We start from the raw sequence: 19149 nt of genomic DNA, 5'->3' as shown, positions 1-19149 counted from the left end.
ATGGTGACGGTCCAGTTGCTGGATCCGGTGACGGAGACGTTGAGGTTGTAGCGGTCGCTCCACTTCTCGCCCGCCGTGACCGTCGCGGTGCAGCCCGTGCCACCACCACCGGTGCCGCCGCCGTCGGGAGCCACGGCCCGGCCGGTCTGCGGTGAGATCATGCCGGCGCACAGCCCCCGGCTCGCCAGACCCTGCGCGATGCGCGGGATGGCCGCGAGCGTGTTGGCCGGCCAGTCGTGCATGAGGATGATCTGGCCGTTGGTGAGCCGGGCGTTGGCCTGCACGATCGCGTCGGTGCTCGCACTGTTCCAGTCCTGCGAGTCGACGTCCCAGATGATCTGGGTCAGCCCGTACTTGGCCGCGGCGGCCTGCACGGTCGCGTTGGACTCACCGTAGGGAGGGCGGAACAGCTTGGGCGTCCCCCCGCCGGCGGCGGAGATGGCCTGCTGGGTCCGGGAGAGCTCGGACTCGACCTGCGCCTGGCTCTGCTGGGTCAGGTGCGGATGGGTGTAGCTGTGGTTGCCCACCCACATACCGGCGTCCACCTGCGCCCGGACCTGGGCCGGGTTGGAGGCCGCGTACTGGCCCTGGTTGAACATGGTGGCGCGGAGGCCGTTCTGCTTCAGGGCGTTGAGCAGGGCGGGGGTGCTGCTCGACGGTCCGTCGTCGAAGGTGAGCCCGACGTACCCGTTGCAGGTGGCGGCGCTCGCCGTGTGGGAAGGGGTGGCGACGGTCGCGGTCGCGGCCATCGCGGCGACCACGAGGGCCGTGAGTACGGGCCGTAAGGACAGACGTGCTGGTACACGCATGGGGTGAGCCCTTCTCGTCCTGATCGGATGGAGGTGCCGGTGGTTGCCGGTGGGGGCGGTGGGCAGGGCCGCCGCCTCCACCGGTTCTGCCGGGTGTGGGGTGGGTCAGGTGGTGGTGCAGGTGGCGGTGGGCCAGGTCCAGTTGCCGTTGGCCTGGATGGTGGTGCCCCAGGTGTTGCCGTTGCCGTTGGGTTTGGCGGTGAGTACTTGTGCGCTGGGGTAGGTGGCGGTGATGTTCCAGGTGGAGAGGATCTTGGCGGGGGTGGGGACGTTCATGGTGACGGTCCAGTTGCTGGATCCGGTGACGGAGACGTTGAGGTTGTAGCGGTCGCTCCACTTCTCGCCCGCCGTGACCGTCGCGGTGCAGCCGGTGCCACCACCACCACCACCGCCACCGTCGCCGCCGCCCGAGGTCCCGCCCACCGTGATGTTCGAGTTGCCGCTGCTCTGGTAGCCCTCGGTGGCCATGATCATGTAGTTGAAGGTCCCCAGGTTCATACCCTGGCGGGCCCAGGCGTCGAAGTGGTTGCCCGTGGTGATCGTTCCGCCGGTCCTCTTCGACTGCCGGACGCTCCAGAACTGCTTGAAGGTGCGGGTGCCCTCGATGGAGGGGGCGTTGACCCGGGTCGTCTCGTAGATGTCGTAGGTACCGCCGTCGCTGGTGACGGTGCCCTTGAACGTGCCCGTCGGGCGGTAGGTGCCCCAGTTGTCGACGATGTAGTACTCCACGAGGGGGTTCGTCGACCATCCGTAGAGGGTCAGGTAGGCGTTGCCGGACGGGTTGAAGGTGCCCGAGTAGGTCACGCTCCTTCGTCCGCCCGTGCTCCAGCCCTTGCCCGCGACGAAGTTGCCGGTGTTGCTCCAGGTCGTGCCGTAGCTGCCGCCTGATGCCAGGTTCATCGAGACCGTGCCGGGGCTGTCGGTCCAGAAGGAGTAGTAGTAGCCGTTGTCGGTGCCGGTCCGGTTCGAGGTGACGACCGTGTCGGCACGCGCGGCGCCGGGCAGGGCCAGCACGGCCACGGCGGCCATCACCATGGCCAGGACATTGCGGATGGACCGTCCGAACCTGCCGTGCGAGCGGCTCGTCGACTGTGCGGGTGCGTCGTTCATGTGCGTGCTTTCCTCCTCGTCCTCGTGAGGCCGGGTGGTGCGGACAGCGCGAAACGCCCTTCGTGGAGCGTCGGTGAACAGGCGATGACGGCGACCGCGCGCCGCTGTGGCGCGTCCCGGCCGTACGGAGCCGGCCGTTGGTGCTCGGTGACCGGCCTGGGTGCCGGGTCGGGAGGGACCCGGTCGGCAGCGATTGAGGCCTGCCGACGGCGAACAGTGTTGAACCGGCGCTGGTGGGTGTCAATGGTTTCGACAATGATTACGAAAGCGTCGCTGGGGGAGTGGACGGACAGCAGGTGCGTACGTCCAGCTCAACGGTACTGTCGCGCAAGGCTGTCGAACTCTGTGGCCGTTCTTCGGAACCGGTGTGATGGTCACCGAGTCGGCGTGCTTCGAAAGTTTCGAAGGGGTGGGTGCGACACGGGAGGAAGGGCGCGGCGGGCTCACCGGCCCGGGCGGACGCGCCGGCGGCGGTCCCGTCCGGAACCGCCGCCACCGCGCAGGACGCCGAGGGCGCCACGTCGTTCAGGCCTTGCTCATGTCCTTGAGTGCGACGTTGAGCTCCAGGACGTTGACCCGGGGCTCACCCATGAACCCGAGCGTGCGCCCCTCGGTGTGCTCGGCCACGAGCTTCGCGACCTCCTCGGCCGGGAGTCCGTTCCGCTCGGCGACCCGGTGGACCTGGAGCTGCGCGTACTCCGGGGAGATGTCCGGGTCCAGGCCCGAGCCGGAGGACGTCACCGCGTCGGCCGGTACGTCCTGGGGCCGCACCGGGTGGGACGCGGTGGAGTTGTCCGCCACGACCGCCGCCTTGGCCTCGGTGACCCACCGGACCAGGTCGGCGTTGTCCGCCGCGCGGTTGGTGGCACCGGAGAGGATCAGCGCGTACCCGGTGTTGACGCTGTTGCTGCCCAGACCGTTCGAGGGGCGGGGCTGGAACCACCTGAGGTCGGGCTCCGCCACCTCGGCCGGGTCGTCCGGGTCCTGCTTCGGCAGGGTGTACGTCTGCCCGATCAGGGACGATCCGACGGTGCGTCCGCTTCCGTCGGTGATCTCGGATCCGTCGGCCTTCCCGCTGAAGAGGGCCTGCGCCACGCCCGTGACCGCGAGCGGGTAGAGGACGCCGCAGACGACGCTCAGGACGAGCAGGGCGCGCAGCCCCGCCCCGAGCATCCGGGCGGTGTTCTTGAGTGAGGTGTTCATGGCTGATCAGCCGTTTCTGGTTCAGGAGAGCCCGGGAATGAGGGAGATGAGCAGGTCGATGATCTTGATGCCGACGAACGGCGCGATCAGGCCGCCGAGTCCGTAGATCCCGAGGTTGCGGCGGAGCATCGTGTCGGCGCCGGTCGGCCTGTACCGGACCCCCTTGAGCGCCAGCGGTACGAGGGCGACGATGATCAGCGCGTTGAAGACGACCGCGGACAGGATCGCGGACTGCGGTGAGGCGAGCCCCATCACGTTCAGCTTGTCCAGCCCCGGGTGGACCACCGCGAACATGGCCGGAATGATCGCGAAGTACTTCGCCACGTCGTTGGCGATGGAGAACGTCGTCAGGGCGCCCCGGGTGATGAGGAGCTGCTTGCCGATCCCGACGATCTCGATGAGCTTGGTGGGGTCGGAGTCCAGGTCCACCATGTTCCCGGCCTCCTTGGCGGCCGAGGTGCCGGAGTTCATCGCCACGCCGACGTCCGCCTGGGCGAGCGCGGGGGCGTCGTTGGTGCCGTCACCCGTCATCGCGACGAGCTTGCCGCCCGCCTGCTCCCGCTTGATGAGGGCCATCTTGTCCTCGGGGGTGGCCTCGGCGAGGAAGTCGTCGACGCCCGCCTCCCGGGCGATGGCCCTGGCGGTCAGCGGGTTGTCACCCGTGATCATGACGGTTCTGATGCCCATCCGGCGGAGCTCGTCGAACCGCTCCCGCATCCCGTCCTTGACGACGTCCTTCAGATGGACGACGCCCAGGATCCGGGCCCCCCTCGCGTCCTCGACGGCCACCAGCAGCGGCGTACCGCCGGCTTCCGCGATCCGGTCGGCGAGCCGTCCGGTGTCCTCGGCGACGTGGCCGCCCCGCTCCCGCACCCAGGCGATGACCGAACCGGCCGCCCCCTTACGTGCCTTGAGCCCCTCGACGTCCACTCCCGACATCCGGGTCCGGGCCGTGAACGCGACCCACGCGGCGTGCGCGAGCTCGTCCCGATGGCGCTCGGGCAGGCCGTACCCCTCCTGCGCGAGCACCACGATCGAGCGGCCTTCGGGGGTCTCGTCGGCCAGTGACGACAGCTGTGCGGCCTGCGCCAGTTCCGCCTCCGTCGTGCCGTTCGCGGGTACGAACTCCGCCGCCCGCCGGTTGCCGAGCGTGATCGTGCCGGTCTTGTCGAGCAGCAGCGTCGAGACGTCACCCGCCGCCTCCACCGCGCGCCCCGACATGGCCAGGACGTTGCGCTGGACCAGCCGGTCCATGCCCGCGATGCCGATCGCGGAGAGGAGCGCACCGATGGTCGTCGGGATCAGACAGACCAGCAGCGCGGTCAGCACGATCATCGACTGCCGGGCGCCGGCGTGGATCGCGAACGGCTGGAGCGTCACGACGGCGAGCAGGAAGACGATGGTCAGCGACGCGAGCAGGATGTTGAGCGCGATCTCGTTGGGGGTCTTCTGCCGGGCGGCCCCCTCGACCAGGGCGATCATCCGGTCGATGAAGGTCTCGCCCGGCCGGGCGGTGATCCTCACGACGATCCGGTCCGAGAGCACCTTCGTGCCCCCGGTGACCGCGCTGCGGTCGCCCCCGGACTCGCGGATGACCGGGGCGGACTCACCGGTGATGGCCGACTCGTCGACGGACGCGACCCCTTCGGCCACGTCCCCGTCGCCAGGGATGACGTCGCCGGCCTCGCAGACGACCAGGTCCCCGACGCGCAGCTCCGTGCCAGGCACCTCCGTCTCGTCGCGGCCGTCCAGACGGCGGGCCACCGTGTCGGTCCTGGCCCTGCGCAGGGTGTCGGCCTGGGCCTTGCCGCGTCCCTCGGCCACGGCCTCGGCGAGGTTGGCGAAGACCGTGGTGAGCCACAGCCAGGCCGTTATGGCCCAGCCGAACCAGTCACCCGGGTCCTTCAGCGCCAGCACCGTGGTGACCACGGAGCCGACGAGCACCACGAACATGACCGGAGACTTGATCATGACCCGTGGATCGAGCTTCCTCACCGCTTCCGGGAAGGAGGTGAGCAGCTGCTTCGGGTCGAAGAGGCCCCCGCCGACACGGCCCGGCCCGGCGGTGCCGACGCCGGACAGGTCTTCGTGCGGGGCACGGGTGGGGGTGGAGGTGCTCATGAGGCGAGTCCTTCAGCGAGCGGGCCCAGCGCCAGGGCCGGGAAGTAGGTCAGACCGGTGATGATGAGGATCGTGCCGACGAGCAGGCCCGCGTAGAGGGGCTTGTCGGTCCGCAGGGTGCCCGCCGTGGGAGGGACGGGGCGCTGTTCGGCGAGCGAGCCGGCCAGTGCCAGGACGAACACGATCGGCAGGAAGCGGCCGAGCAGCATGGCGATGCCGATCGTGGTGTTGAACCACTGCGTGTCGGCGTTGAGCCCGGCGAAGGCGGAGCCGTTGTTGTTGGCGCCGGAGGTGTAGGCGTAGAGGATCTCGGAGAACCCGTGGGCACCGCTGTTGGTCATCGAGTCGGCCGGCGTCGGCAGCGTCAGCGCCACCGCCGTGAAACAGAGGACCAGCGCCGGGGTGATCAGGATGTAGCACGCGGCGAGCTTGATCTGGCGCGTGCCGATCTTCCTGCCCAGGTACTCGGGTGTGCGGCCGACCATGAGCCCGGCGATGAAGACCGCGATGAGCGCCATGATCAGCATGCCGTAGAGGCCGGACCCGACCCCGCCGGGAGCGATCTCGCCCAACTGCATGCCCAGCATGGTGATGCCGCCGCCCAGCCCCGTGTAGGAGGAGTGGAAGGAGTTGACCGCACCGGTCGACGTGAGGGTGGTCGCCACCGCGAAGATCGACGATCCGCCGATGCCGAAACGATTCTCCTTGCCCTCCATCGCTCCGCCGGCGATCTGGAGGGCCGGGCCGTGGTGGGAGAACTCGGTCCACATCATCAGGGCCGTGAAGCCGACCCAGATCGCCGCCATGGCGGCCAGGAGCGCGTAGCCCTGCCGCGGGCTGCCGACCATGCGGCCGAATGTGCGGGTCAGCGCGAACGGGATCAGGAGGATCAGGAAGATCTCGAAGAGGTTGGAGAACGGGGTCGGATTCTCGAAGGGGTGGGCGGAGTTGGCGTTGAAGTAGCCGCCGCCGTTGGTCCCCAGCTCCTTGATGACCTCCTGGGAGGCGACCGCGCCGCCGTTCCACTGCTGGGTGCCGCCCGTGAACTGCCCGACCTCGTGGATGCCGGAGAAGTTCTGGATGACACCGCACGCCACCAGCACGACCGCGCCGATCACCGAGAGCGGCAGCAGGATCCGGACGGTGCCGCGCACCAGGTCCGCCCAGAAGTTGCCGAGCTCCCCGGTGCGGGAACGCGTGAACCCGCGTACGAGGGCCACGGCCACGGCCATCCCGACAGCGGCCGAGACGAAGTTCTGCACCGCGAGGCCGCCGGTCTGGACGACGTGTCCCATGGCCTGTTCGCCGTAGTACGACTGCCAGTTGGTGTTCGCCACGAAGGACGCCGCGGTGTTGAACGCCTGATCCGGGTCGATCGACACGAAGCCGAGCGAACCGGGGAGCACTCCCTGCACGCGCTGGAGTGCGTAGAGGAAGAGGACGCCCACCGCGGAGAAGGCGAGTACGCCGCGCAGATAGGCGGGCCACCGCATCGAGGCCGAAGGGTCGGCGCCTATGGCGCGGTACATCCATTTCTCGGGCCTGTAATGCCTTTCCGAGGAGTAGACCCGGGCCATGTGATCGCCGAGCGGACGGTATGCCAGAGCAAGCGCGGAAATCAGCGCGAGCAGCTGGAGGGCACCAGCTGTTACGGGGCTCATATCGGGCTCAGAACCTCTCCGGGTACACAAGCGCGAGGACGAGGTAGACCAGCAGGGAGACGGCCACGACCAGGCCGGCGATGTTCTCGGCGGTCACAGCTTCGTCACCCCCCTCGCGACGAGGGCCACCAGTGCGAAGACCGCGACCGTGGTGACGACGAAGGCCAGATCGGCCATCGTGAGCTCCTGAATGAAGTGAATGAAAGGGAATCGGCCGGTGTGGCCGACAAGAAGTAGACCGTGGGTCCGGTGGCTCGAAATGAGCCTTGACGGCCTCCATACGGGCGCCGCGCCCTTCTTGACGCGCTCCGTACGCGGTCCGTACGCCGTCCGTACGGGGTGGGGTTCGCCCCGGCCCCGTACTCGGTTCGTGCACCGGTGTCGCCGGAATTCCTGGCGGAGTCGCGCCGCCTTTCCGCGCGCCGTGCCTCCACCGCACCGGGGAAGGCGGCCCCCGCCGGGAGCTGACCGTTCCGGTGGCGTGCTACACCCCGACGTCCCGGACGCGGAAGTCGGCGAGTGTCTCCCGGCGCACCAGCAGCCGCGCGGATCCGTCGGAGACCGCCACCAGCGGAGGCCGGCCGACCAGGTTGTACCCGGAGGCCATGGAGAGGTGGTACGCGCCCGCCACGGGGACGGCGAGCAGGTCACCCGGGCGGATGTCGCCCGGGAGCTCCACGTCGGCGGCGAGCACGTCACCCGCCTCGCAGTGCCGGCCGACCACGGTCGCTGTCCTCGGCCTCGCGGTGGAGCCGCGCCCGGTCAGACGCGGCGCGTAACGGGCCCCGTACAGCGCGGGCCTGGGGTTGTCACTCATGCCGCCGTCCACCGCGACGAACACCTGGCCGCCCGTGTGCTTGACGGCCAGCACCCGGTAGAGCACCACCCCGGCCGGCCCCGTGATCGCGCGGCCGGGCTCGACGAGGAGACGCGGCACGGCCAGTTGGGCGGCCCCGCAGCGCGCGGCGAGTTCCCCGCGCAGCGCGCGGGCGAGCGCCATGAGGTCGAGGCCGGGCTCGCCGGGGCGGTACGGGACGCCGTGCCCGCCGCCCAGGTCCAGCTCGGGCAGGGTGACGCCATGGGTGTCGCGGATCCGTGCCATGAGGCCCACCATGCGGCGCAGTGAGGTGACGTACGGTTCGACGTCCGTGATCTGGGAGCCGATGTGGCAGTGCAGCCCGGTCAGCCGCAGCTCCGGCCGGCTCAGGATGCGGGCGACCGCCTCCTCCGCGGACCCGTCGGCCAGGGACAGCCCGAACTTCTGGCCGTCCGTGCCGGTACGGATCTTCTCGTGGCCTCCCGCGAGGACCCCGGGCGTCACCCGGAGCATCACGCGCCGTCGGCCGTGCGGTCCCACGGCGGCGGCCAGCCGGGCGATCTCCGACGGGCTGTCGATGACGATCCTGCCCGCGCCGAGCCGGAGCGCCGTCTCCAGGTCGCGCGGCGACTTGGCGTTGCCGTGCATGACGATCCGCTCCGGCGGGAAACCCCCGGCGACCGCGAGTTCCAGTTCGCCCGCCGAGCACACGTCGAGCCCGAGGCCCTCCTCGTCGACCCAGCGGATGACGGCCCGGCAGAGCAACGCCTTCGCCGCGTACACCACATCGGCGTCGGGGAAGGCGCTCCGGTACCCGCGGCAGCGGGCCCGCACCTCCTCCTCGTCCAGTACGTACGACGGGGTGCCGAAGCGCCGGGCGATCTCCGTGAGCGGCACCCCGCCGACCGTGAGACCGCCGTGCGGCAGGCGACGGGTGGACGCCGGCCACACGGAGAGGTCCTCCGCGCCCGCGGTGACCGTCCCGGATCCCGAGGCGGTGGTCATGGAACCCACCCCCTCAGAGGGCCCGGGCCCGGAGGCGGCCGGGCCGGGGAGGCGGCGCGGCGACGGGGAGCGCCGACAGCGTCGGGTCCACCGTCACCAGCCGCGCGCCGAGCGGTCCGCAGAGGGCGCGCAGCAGCCCTTCCGACAGGCGGACGGCCGCCTGGTCGCCGCCGAGCGTCGCCCTGAGCCGCTCCATGCTCGTGAAACCCACGGCCGTCGGTGCGCCCAGCGGAGTACGGAACAGCCTGAGGGCCGTACCCGCTCCGTCCCCCGGCCGGACGGGCACATACAGGCACCCGGCCGGGAGGGGTTCCTCGGGCTCGGGATGGCTCTCGTACCGGAACAGACACATGCCGTCCTCCTGGGGACCGTGCGACGAAGGGCGCCCCGGGAGCGGGGAGGCCGTCCGGGGCGTGACACCGAAGCTATCCCCGCGGGCAGGGCCTCCGGTCCGGCCCCTGACGGCACCTTGACGTCGACCGGCCCTGTCCATACAGGTCCCTGACGGACGGTGGGCGACGCGTGGGCGGCGTGCGCGGAAAGGCGCCCGGAACCGCTTCCCCGGGCGGCCCCGTCACCGGACGGCGGCGCCGTCCTTCCCCCGCACGAACACCTCGGTGCTCGGCACACGCGCGGAGAAACCGCCCGACGGGGACGCCTCCCGCAGGAGCTGCCGCAGGTCCGCCTCGAAGCGGGCACGGCGCGCGCCGAAGAGGCGGGGGGCCGAGGACGACAACGAGAACACTCCCGCGACGACGTCGTCGTACGTACGCACCAGGGCCTGGCCGCCGGGGACGACGTGACGCCGGGGCCCGTGAAGCCCGCCCGCGTGAACACCGCTGCCTCGCCTCCCGGAGAAGCACCCCGCGCCCCGCGCGCCGGACGGGCCCCAGGTAGGGCCTGAACAGGCCGTCCATCGCCGCCTACGGCACCGCCGGACACGGGAGGCCCTCCACGGACCGGGTCTCCGCCTTCAGGTCGGAGACGTGCGCCAGCGATCCGCCCGGCTCCAGCATGTCCCTGCTGGCCGCCGCCACGAGGTCACGGTCCATCCGGTGGAAGGACCGGCCGAAGGCCGCCACGCCGAACGCCCCCAGGCCCGCCGGGAGTTCCTCGGCCCGGGCCCGTACCCGGCGGGCCCTGCCCGCGACGCCCGCCAGGTCCGCCGCGTGACCCGCCTCCGTGAGCATGTCCCCGTCCGGATCCACTCCGACGACCTCACGGAACAGGTGTGCCGGCGCCACGGCGAGAACACCGGGACCGCGGCCCACGTCGACGAGGCGTCCCCGTCCGTCGGGACGCGGCGCACCGGCGAGCACGTCCGCCAGGTCGGGGGCGTACGGAAGCCTCCCGCGCCGGTAGTGGGCAGCGGCGCCGGAGAACGGCGTGTCGTCCCAGTCCCGGTCGGCGGCCATCCGCTCCACGCTCCCTCACCTGCGACCCGGACGGCCCACCAAACGCGCCGCCTCGCGCGGCCCCGGCTCTCGCGCCGCGGGAGTGGGGGCGTTCGCCGCTTCCCCGAGGTGCCCGGACCCGCCGGAGAGCTGAGTGGGCATCAGTTCTCAGGCGCGGCCACCGACGGGCCACCCGTCAGATAGCGGGTGAGCATGGTGACGAGTTCGTCCTCGAACCGTTCGACGTCGACGTGACCGGGTCCCGCCACCACCCTGTGCACCACCATCTCCACCGTGGCGGCGACGAGCCGGGCGGCGATGTCGACATCCGCCACCCGCACGTCCGGGTGGTTCCCGAGCAGCCCGCGCGCGTAGGTGATCCGCTTCCGCTCGCTGTCCGCGATGCGCTCCAGCAGCTCCGGCGCACGGGGCCCCTGCTCGATCATCACCCGGAGCAGCTTCGGGTCCTCGCGGTGGTTCTCGATCGCGCTCCGCACGTAGAAGCGCATGATGCCCTCGATCGACTCCGGCAGCTGTGCGTCCTCGTCCAGCGGCACCGCCGCCATCCCGGCTTCGAGGTGCCGGGTGAGCAACTCGACCAGGACCGCGTCCTTGTTCGGGTAGTACTGGTACAGCGACCCGATCGAGACCCGGGCCCGCTCCGCGATCCGGTTGGTGGTCCCCGCCGCGTACCCGTACTCGGCGAAAACGCGAGCAGCGGCGTCGAGGATGCGCTGCCGGGTCAGCTCGGACCGGACCTGACGGGGCTGTTTACGTGGCTGAAGCCCGCGGCGGTCGGACGCCATGACACCTCCTGCGGTGGGCCGTGAAAGCGAGTAGCGCACGACCTGATCAATTGCTCACAATAGTGCCATGAACTGCGGCGATGCCAGGCCGAGCGCCTCCAGCCGCGCCCCGGAATCCAGCTTGGGAAGGTGCCATGACGCATGCCTCCACCCGCCCCCGACGGGTCTCCCCGCAGGAGGTGCGGGCCCGGCTCGGGCACCCCGGGCCCATGGCCGAAGCGAAGGTGAAGGACCGTATCGACGACTACTTCCGCTGCTTCATCGCCCACTCGCCGTTCCTGACGATGGCCACGGCCGACGCCGCCGGACGTGCCGACTGCTCGCCCCGCGGCGACTACCCGGGCTTCGTGAAGGTCCTCGACGAACGCACCCTCGCCCTCCCGGACCGGCCCGGCAACAAGATCGCCGACTCCTTCCGCAACCTCGCCGCGAACGACGGCGTCGGGCTGTGCTTCCTGGTCCCCGGCCTGCGGGAGGTCCTGCGGGTCAACGGCAGCGGCTACGTCACCGACGAACCCGACGTACTGGCGCGGATGCGCACCGAGGCGAAGCGGCCCGCACTCGCGATCGTCGTCGAGGTGGCCGAGGTGTACTTCCACTGCGGTCGTGCGCTGATCCGCTCCCGGCTGTGGGACCCCGCCGTCCAGGCGCTCGCCGAGGGCGTGCCGTCGCCCGGGGAGATCGCGGCCGCGCAGTTCGGTGCCGACGTGGATCCGGAGGCGCTCGAACGGGCCCTGGAGGACGGCTACCGCACGCTCTACTGACCCCGGCCGCACCGGCCGACGGAGGAACCACCGATGCAACAGACCGTCGTCGCACACATCGACCGGGTCGCCGAGGGCGTCGTCGCCCTCACCCTGCGCGCCACGTCCGGCGAACTGGCGCCCTGGAGCCCCGGCGCCCACGTCGACCTCTCGCTCCCGAACTGGCTCACCCGCCCCTACTCGCTGTGCGGGGACCCCGCCGACCGCGACGCCTACCGCGTGGCCGTCCGGTACGACCCCCTCAGCCGGGGCGGCTCGGAGTACGTCCACCGGTTCCTGCGGCCGGGCCGGGCCCTCGCGGTGTCGCTGCCCCGCAACCACTTCCCGCTCGTCCCCGCGCCGGGGTACCTGTTCCTCGCCGGCGGCATCGGGATCACGCCCCTGCTGCCGATGCTGCGCGCGGTGGCGGCCGACGCCCTTCCCGCGACCCTGCTGTACGTGGGACCGTCGGCGGAGCGCATGCCGTTCGCCGGCGAACTGCGCCGCTCCTACGGGGAACGGGTGCGGATCGTGGAGACGGCGGGGCGGGGCAGACCGGACCTCGGAGCCCTCGCGGCCACGCTGGAGGCCGGCACGCTGGTCTACTGCTGCGGGCCGGCGGCCATGCTGGCCGCGGCCGAGGAGGCGTTCCCCGCCGAGCGGCTCCACGCCGAGCGCTTCCAGCCGGCGGTCCGGTCCTTCGGCCCCGACACGGCGTTCGAGGCGGTCTGCGCCCGGTCCGGGGACACCGTCGCCGTGCCGGCCGGCGAGTCGCTGCTGGACGCCCTCGCCCACGCCGGCCACCCCCTCCCCTCCGGATGCCGCGAAGGTGTCTGCGGCAGCTGCGAAATCACCGTCCTGGACGGCAGCCCCGAGCACCGGGACGACATCGGCGCCCCCGAGCGCCGCATGTACGCCTGCGTGTCCCGGGCACTGTCCTCCCGGCTCGTCCTCGATCTCTGAAAGGCATCACGAACAGCATGTTCCCCAAGGTGCAGTCACCCGAGTCCCGGCGCATGATCACGCTGGAGGTGCGCCGGACCACCCGGACGAGCCCCGGCTTCACCACCGTCACGCTGGGCGGGCCCGAGCTCGCGCATCTGCTGCCGACCGGACGCGACCAGGCCGTACGCCTCTTCTTCCCCCGCGCCGGACAGGACGGCCTCACGATGCCCACGCTCTCCAGCGAGGCGTGGATGGCCCAGATACTCCTCCTGCCGAAGTCGCGCAGACCCTGGGTGCGCAACTACACCGTTCGCCGGGTGCGGCCCGAACTCGACGAACTCGACATCGAGTTCGCCCTGCACGGCGGTGACACCCCGGCCTGCGCCTGGGCGCTGGGCGCCCGCCCCGGGGACCCGGCGGGGATCTTCGACATGGGCCTGACCTACCTCCCGCCGGCCGGTGCGGGCGAGCAGCTGCTCGTCGCGGACGAGAGCGCCGTGCCCGCGGCCCTCGCCATCCTCGAGCACGCGCCCGCCTCCCTGGTCGCCCAGGTCTTCCTGGAGGTTCCCGGGACCGCGGACATCCGTACGGATCTCGCCGCCCCCGAAGGCGTCCGTGTGCACTGGCTGGCACGCGACGGCTCCGCCGGTATCCCCGGCCGGCTCGCACTCGACGAGCTCAGGGCCGCGACCCTCCCGCAAGGCCTCTCCTACACCTGGGCCGCCGGGGAGTCCGGCCTGGTCACCGGCGTACGACGGCACCTCGTGCGCGACCGGGGGGTGCCGAAGTCGGACATCGCGTTCCACGGCTACTGGCGGCACGGCCGCTCCAGCCCCGGCTGACGCACCACGCCCGCGCGGTGGCGCCCGGGGGCGTGCTCCTGCCCGCGTGACCTTGCCTAGGCCGGATGTGGATTTGCCTAATAGTCCTAGGTAATGCACGATCGAGGCTGCCGGAAGGAATGGTGACCATGGCAAGAGCAGGGCTGACGGCGGAACGCCTGACGCGGGCCGGAGCGGAACTGGCCGACGAGGTCGGCTTCGACAAGGTGACGATCGCGGCACTCGCCCGGCAGTTCGGGGTCAAGGACGCCAGCCTCTACTCGCACCTGAAGAACTCCCAGGACCTCAGGACGAGGATCGCCCTGCTGGCCCTGGAGGAACTCGCCGACCGCGTCGCCGCCGCGCTGGCCGGCCGAGCGGGCAAGGACGCACTGGAGGCGTTCGCCGACGCCTACCGCGACTACGCCAGGGAGCACCCCGGCCGCTACGCCGCGGCCCAGCTCAGGCTCGACCCCGAAGCGGCGGCGGCCAGCGCGGGCGTCAGGCACGCGCAGATGACGCGGGCGATCCTGCGCGGCTACGACCTGACGGAGCCGGACCAGACCCACGCCGTCCGGCTGCTGGGCAGCGTCTTCCACGGCTACATCAGCCTGGAGTCGGGCGGGAGCTTCAGCCACAGCGCCCCCGGCACGCAGGAGACCTGGTCACGGGTCCTGGACGCACTCGACGCCCTGCTGCGGAACTGGCCGGCTCCCTGAGCCCGGCCGGCCCCTGACGCATCGCACCCACACCCACCCGAACAGGCGGCGGAGCATGAACACCCGGCCCCAGCTGATAACCACCCCCCTCACCGAGGACCTCCTGCGCGGCGCACTGGAGGTGGAGCGCACCGGCCACGGCCTGCTGCCGCACCGGCTGCCCGCCCGGGCGCGCGCCCAGAACACCGACGGCCAGCTGGCGATGGCCGAGTCCCAGCCCTCCGGCGTACGGATCGTCCTCCGCACCCGCGCCACCCTCCTGGAGCTCGACACGCTGCCCACCAAACGGGTGTACGCGGGCGCACCGCCCCGGCCCGACGGGGTCTACGACCTGCTGGTGGACGGGCGCCTGGCGGGCCGGGGCGGTGTGAGCGGTGGCAACACCCTCACCATCGACCTGGCCACCGGAACCGCCGAAACCCGCCCGGGCCCGGTGGGCACCCTCCGCTTCGCCGGTCTGTCCGCCGGCATGAAGGACATCGAGATCTGGCTGCCGCACAACGAGACCACCGAACTGGTCGCCCTGCGGACCGACGCCCCGGTGGAGGCGCCGGCGGCTCCCGGCCGCCCGGTGTGGCTGCACCACGGCAGCTCGATCAGTCACGGCTCCGACGCCGCGAGCCCCACCACCACGTGGCCCGCGCTGGCCGCGGCGCTCGGCGGGGTGGAACTGGTCAACCTGGGGTTCGCCGGCAGTGCCCTGCTCGACCCGTTCACCGCCCGCACGATGCGGGACACCCCCGCGGACCTGATCAGCGTCAAGGTGGGCATCAACCTGGTCAACACCGACCTGATGCGCCTGCGCGCCTTCGCACCGGCGGTCCACGGCTTCCTCGACACGATCCGGGAGGGCCACCCCACCGCACCGCTGCTGGTCGTCTCGCCCCTCCTGTGCCCCATCCACGAGCGCACACCCGGCCCCAGCGCACCCGACCACACCGCGCTGAGTGAGGGAAAGCTGCGGTTCAGCGCCGCGGGAGACCCCGCCGGGACCGCAGCCGGGCAGCTCACCCTGAGCGTCATCAGGGACGAACTCGCCCGCATCGTCGAGCAGCGGGCGCCCGGGGACCCCCACCTGCACCACCTCGACGGCCGCGAACTCTACGGCGAGGCGGACGCCGCCGAGCTGCCGCTCCCCGACGCGCTGCATCCCGACGCCGCCACCCACCGCCGCATCGGCGAACGCTTCGCGGGGACGGCGTTCGGCCCCGGCGGGCCGCTCGCCGCCACCTGAGAGCCGGCCACCCGGCCGGCGGCGCCGACTGGGCCGATCGGCCGCAGCGCGCACCGGGGAGGTTGAGAGCGGGAACACACAGGGGCATTCTTGAACCAAGGTCGCATATGTGTGTTCGTGGGCGACCTGCCTAGGCGGGGAGGACGAGTGATGGGCCCATGAGCATGGACGGGACGGGCCGCCAGGGCCCGCCTGCGGACAGTGCCGAGCCCACACCGGAGGCTGCGGGTGCCGTGCCGCCCGTACACGTGCCGTCCGACGAGGTGCGCCGCCGGATCCTGGAGCAGCTGCCGGTGTCCGTGACGTACTTCGGCCGGGACCAGCTCCTCGCCCTGGCCAACGCGGCGGCGGCGGACTCGGTCGGCAGGACCGAGGAGTCGATGCTCGGACTGCTGCCGGGGGAGGTCGAGCCGGGACTCTTCGTGGAGGGCGGGAAAGGCCTCGCCGAGGCCATCGAGCGCGTGCTGCGGACGGGGGAGGGGGAGCCGTACCGGACCCACCTCCTGCTGGACGGCAGCGAGCACGTCTGGCAGGCGGCCATGTCACCGGTGCGCAATGCCGCGGGCGAGGTGGAGGGCGTGTCCCTCGTGACGCTCGACACCACCGAGCAGGTCCGGGCACGCCGTCGGATGGCCGTGCTGAGCAAGGCCAGCATGCGCATCGGCAGCACGCTCGACGTGGGCCGCACGGCAGAGGAGCTGGCGGAGCTCGCCATTGAGGACTTCGCCGACTTCGTCACCGTCGACCTGCTCTCCGAGGTGCTGACCGGCGACGAGGCCCGTTCGGTGCAGCACCGGGACTCGGTCAGCTTCCACCGGGTGGCCCAGCGGTCCGTGCTCGAAGGGTGCCCCGAGTCGGTCGTCCCGCTCGGCGAGACCCACGCGTACGGCCGTGACTCCGTGGTGGGCCGCGCACTCATCCAGGGCGAGCCCGCGCGTCTGACCGTCGACGACGAGGCCCTGCGGCGCTGGACGGCCGACGAACCCGAACGGTCGCGGAGCATGCGCCACCACCGGATCCATTCGTTGATGGTGGTTCCGCTGCGGGCCCGCGGGGTCGTCCTCGGCACCGCGCTGTTCTGCCGCCACCGGACACCCGGCGCGTTCGGCGCCGCGGATCTGCAACTCGCCACCGAACTCGTGTCGCGGGCGGCCGTGTGCGTGGACAACGCCCGCCGGTACACGCGCGAGCGAGCCACGGCACTCGCCCTCCAGCGCAGCCTGCTGCCCCGGCGGGCCGCGCGCCAGAAGGCCGTCGAGGTCACGGCACGCTACCTCCCGAACACCAGCGGGGTAGGCATCGGAGGCGACTGGTTCGACGTCATCCCGCTCTCCGGGGCCCGGGTCGCCCTGGTGGTCGGCGACGTCGTCGGCCACGGCCTGCACGCCTCGGCCACCATGGGCAGGCTCCGTACCGCCGTACGCACGCTCGCCGATGTCGACCTCGCCCCCGAGGAACTGCTGACCCAGCTCGACGACCTGGTGCTCACACTCGACCGGGAGCAGCCGGCGGACAGCCCCGAGGGCGGACAGGTCGCCGGCGCCACCTGTCTCTACGCCGTGTACGACCCGGCCACCGGGCACTGCACGATGGCCCGGGCGGGCCATCCGGAACCGGTGGTGGCGCGCCCCGACGGCACCGTCGAGCAGCTGCGACTGCCCTCGGGGCCGCCGCTGGGCGTGGGAGGCCTGGCCTTCGACGCGGCCGAGTTCGAGCTCCCCGAGGGCAGTCGGCTCGCCCTGTACACGGACGGCCTCATCGAGGCCACGGGCGGGGACATCGACCACGCCCTCGCCGAACTGCGCGACGTGCTCGGCCGCCCCGCACGCTCCCTCGAAGAGGCCTGCGACACCGTCATGGACGCTCTGGTCCCCGAGCAGCCGAACGACGACGTCGCGCTGCTCCTGGCCCGCACCCGGCGCCTCGACTCCGGGCACTACGCCTCCTGGGACCTGCCCTGCGATCCGGCCGTCGTGTCGAACGCCCGCAACCGGGCCGCCGCGCAACTCACGGCCTGGGGGCTGGACGACGCGGTGTTCACCACGGAGCTGGTCGTCAGCGAACTGGTCACCAACGCCATCCGCTACGGCGGTGACCCCATCCGGCTCCGCCTCATCCGGGACACCGCGCTCATCTGCGAGGTCTTCGACGGCAGCAGCACCGCCCCGCATCTGCGCCGGGCCAGGATCTTCGACGAGGGCGGGCGCGGTCTCCTGCTCGTGGCGAGTCTCACCGAGCGCTGGGGCACGCGCTACACCGGCACGGGCAAGACCATCTGGGCCGAACAGCCCCTGCCGGGCCCCGAGGAGACGGACCCGGCCTGAAGCGGCCGCGGCCCCGCACCGCGGACGTCGCACCGTCCCCGGGGCAGCACGTGGCGCGGCCGGGGTGGCGGCAGGCCGTCCGGACACCTCACCTGAAGAGGTGCGGTGGCACCAGGCCCAGGGCGAGAAGCTCCGCGCGCACCAGGTCCGCGTACACGGTGGCGCCCTGCTCGGAGGTGTGGGTGTGGTCCTGCTCCTCGTCGCACAGGTAGAGGGAACGCGAGAGTTCGGCGCCCCACGACTCGACCACGGCCCTGCTCGCGGCGGTGAGATCGATGAGAGGGACCCCGTGAGCCGCGGCGACCGACCTGATCACCCCGGGATGGTCGACGCCGAGGGCGTTCACGAGGAGGGCGGTGTCGTTGTCCAGGGTGCCGTCCGGGCCGAACGCGTGGCGGACCACGGGGGTGACCAGCACCGGCCGCCCCCCACGACGGCGTACGCCGTCCACCAGAGCCTCCAGGTTGGCCCGGTACGTCGTCGCACCGGTCGTCTTGTCGTTGTGCGCGAGCTGGACGAGGACCAGGTCGTCCTCGCGCATCAGGCCGAGGACGGTGGCGAAGAGCAGCGGGTTCTCCAGGTACGAGACCGTGCTCTCCCCGGAGGAGGCGTAGTTGGCGACCGAAAGACCCCGGTGGAAGTGCTGCGGCAACTGCTGGCCCCAGCCGGTGTACGGGGCGCGGGCCTGGTCGCAGACCGTGGAGTCGCCGACGAGGAAGACCTGGAGTGTCCGGCCGGCCGGGCTGACGCGTATCCCGGCCGGAGCGGGATCGGATCCGCCGACGTGGAGGTTGAGGCCCGGGCCGCCGTCGGACCCCGTGGCGCCCGCGCCGCCGTCGTCGGGTCGGGCGGGTTCACCCTCGGGATCGCGGACGTTCACGGTGAAGCAGCGGGTCACCCGCTCACCCGGCGCGGTCACGGTCTCGGGCAGCAGGGCGCGCCGGGCACCGCCGCCGACACGGGTGCTCCCCGCCGCACCGCCGCCCAGCCTGACCTCCACGTCGTACGTGCCGGGCTCCACGTCGAAGTGGCAGGCCGTGCCGGAAGGGGCCGGTGTGACGGTCGTAGCGTGCTGCATGTGGTTCCTCCCGCGGAACACAGGGGCACAGGAGCGGGCCCGGTTCGTCCGTTCTCCCGATGAGCCGATCCACAGGGGTATTGAATCGACTCAACCGGCAGAAACATAGCTGTGGTGACAGGACGTCACAAGGGGGAGGGGTGGGATGTTCCTGGACCCGGCGCTGATCCGGGCCGACCGGCCGGGGTGTGGTCACGGCCGGTGCGGGAGGCGGGGCGGGTGGTGGTGAATCGTTCAACGCGACTACCGACTGCCGACTGAGACTGCCGACGGCCGTGTCCGTCCGGTCCGTGGCCGGTGAACCGCGTGGCCGGTGGCTCCCCCCCCGGGGCGCCCCCCGCCCGGGGTGTTAAAGCGGC

16 protein-coding genes and 1 pseudogene are annotated in these 19149 nt (G+C 71.8%); 6 read left to right on the top strand and 11 right to left on the bottom strand.

What is annotated here, in order from left to right; translation table 11 throughout:
• The 10 genes and pseudogenes from ACFVS9_RS32285 to ACFVS9_RS32240 all read right to left on the bottom strand — a co-directional run.
• Positions 1-809, bottom strand: an 809-nt coding sequence (locus tag ACFVS9_RS32285) for a polysaccharide deacetylase family protein (RefSeq protein WP_389938232.1), incomplete at its 3' end; no start/stop codon positions are given.
• A gap of 105 nt (positions 810-914) precedes the next feature.
• Positions 915-1844: a glycoside hydrolase family 11 protein gene (locus tag ACFVS9_RS32280; RefSeq protein ID WP_389938257.1), complete on the bottom strand. Its 930-nt coding sequence runs from the start codon at positions 1842-1844 to the stop codon at positions 915-917.
• A 600-nt stretch (positions 1845-2444) separates the two neighbouring features.
• Positions 2445-3122 (bottom strand): potassium-transporting ATPase subunit C, encoded by a 678-nt coding sequence (locus ACFVS9_RS32275; RefSeq protein ID WP_389938229.1) that lies wholly within the window; start codon positions 3120-3122, stop codon positions 2445-2447.
• A 21-nt stretch (positions 3123-3143) separates the two neighbouring features.
• Positions 3144-5243 (bottom strand): potassium-transporting ATPase subunit KdpB, encoded by a 2100-nt coding sequence (gene kdpB, locus ACFVS9_RS32270; RefSeq protein WP_383118237.1) that lies wholly within the window; start codon positions 5241-5243, stop codon positions 3144-3146.
• Positions 5240-6904 carry a potassium-transporting ATPase subunit KdpA gene (kdpA, locus tag ACFVS9_RS32265; RefSeq protein ID WP_389938226.1) on the bottom strand — a complete coding sequence of 555 codons (1665 nt, stop codon included), beginning with the start codon at positions 6902-6904 and terminating at the stop codon, positions 5240-5242. Before kdpA ends, kdpB begins: the two co-directional genes overlap by 4 nt.
• A 7-nt stretch (positions 6905-6911) precedes the next feature.
• Positions 6912-7001 carry a K(+)-transporting ATPase subunit F gene (gene kdpF, locus ACFVS9_RS32260; protein WP_033304754.1) on the bottom strand — a complete coding sequence of 30 codons (90 nt, stop codon included), beginning with the start codon at positions 6999-7001 and terminating at the stop codon, positions 6912-6914.
• Positions 7002-7388: 387 nt separating this feature from the next.
• On the bottom strand, positions 7389-8726 hold the full coding sequence (lysA, locus tag ACFVS9_RS32255; protein WP_389938223.1) for a diaminopimelate decarboxylase: 1338 nt from the start codon (positions 8724-8726) through the stop codon (positions 7389-7391).
• A 13-nt stretch (positions 8727-8739) separates the two neighbouring features.
• Positions 8740-9078: an SAV_915 family protein gene (locus tag ACFVS9_RS32250; RefSeq protein WP_389938220.1), complete on the bottom strand. Its 339-nt coding sequence runs from the start codon at positions 9076-9078 to the stop codon at positions 8740-8742.
• 222 nt (positions 9079-9300) lie between these two features.
• Positions 9301-10141 (bottom strand): annotated as a pseudogene (locus tag ACFVS9_RS32245) (methyltransferase domain-containing protein).
• A gap of 140 nt (positions 10142-10281) precedes the next feature.
• Positions 10282-10926 carry a TetR/AcrR family transcriptional regulator gene (locus tag ACFVS9_RS32240; protein WP_389938217.1) on the bottom strand — a complete coding sequence of 215 codons (645 nt, stop codon included), beginning with the start codon at positions 10924-10926 and terminating at the stop codon, positions 10282-10284.
• Positions 10927-11060: 134 nt separating this feature from the next.
• Here ACFVS9_RS32240 and ACFVS9_RS32235 point away from each other — a divergent pair, with 134 nt between their 5' ends.
• From ACFVS9_RS32235 to ACFVS9_RS32210, 6 genes are all read left to right on the top strand, one after another.
• Positions 11061-11690, top strand: a complete 630-nt coding sequence (locus ACFVS9_RS32235) for an MSMEG_1061 family FMN-dependent PPOX-type flavoprotein (RefSeq protein ID WP_389938214.1) — start codon at positions 11061-11063, stop codon at positions 11688-11690.
• 33 nt (positions 11691-11723) lie between these two features.
• Positions 11724-12632, top strand: a complete 909-nt coding sequence (locus ACFVS9_RS32230) for a PDR/VanB family oxidoreductase (protein ID WP_389938211.1) — start codon at positions 11724-11726, stop codon at positions 12630-12632.
• Between the two features lie 17 nt (positions 12633-12649).
• On the top strand, positions 12650-13456 hold the full coding sequence (locus ACFVS9_RS32225; RefSeq protein WP_389938208.1) for a siderophore-interacting protein: 807 nt from the start codon (positions 12650-12652) through the stop codon (positions 13454-13456).
• Between the two features lie 128 nt (positions 13457-13584).
• Positions 13585-14154, top strand: coding sequence for a TetR/AcrR family transcriptional regulator (locus ACFVS9_RS32220; RefSeq protein WP_383118245.1), 570 nt, complete (start codon positions 13585-13587; stop codon positions 14152-14154).
• 55 nt (positions 14155-14209) lie between these two features.
• On the top strand, positions 14210-15388 hold the full coding sequence (locus tag ACFVS9_RS32215) for an SGNH/GDSL hydrolase family protein (protein ID WP_389938204.1): 1179 nt from the start codon (positions 14210-14212) through the stop codon (positions 15386-15388).
• A 158-nt stretch (positions 15389-15546) separates the two neighbouring features.
• A complete protein-coding gene (locus ACFVS9_RS32210) occupies positions 15547-17712 on the top strand; it encodes a SpoIIE family protein phosphatase (RefSeq protein WP_389938201.1) in 2166 nt (721 codons plus the stop codon).
• 88 nt (positions 17713-17800) lie between these two features.
• Here ACFVS9_RS32210 and ACFVS9_RS32205 read toward each other — a convergent pair whose 3' ends face one another.
• Positions 17801-18790, bottom strand: coding sequence for a rhamnogalacturonan acetylesterase (locus tag ACFVS9_RS32205; protein WP_389938198.1), 990 nt, complete (start codon positions 18788-18790; stop codon positions 17801-17803).
• Positions 18791-19149 lie beyond the last annotated feature (359 nt).

Source organism: Streptomyces sp. NPDC058008 (assembly GCF_042886395.1).
Taxonomy (GTDB): Bacteria; Actinomycetota; Actinomycetes; order Streptomycetales; family Streptomycetaceae; genus Streptomyces.
This window is presented reverse-complemented; position numbering and strand designations above follow the sequence as displayed.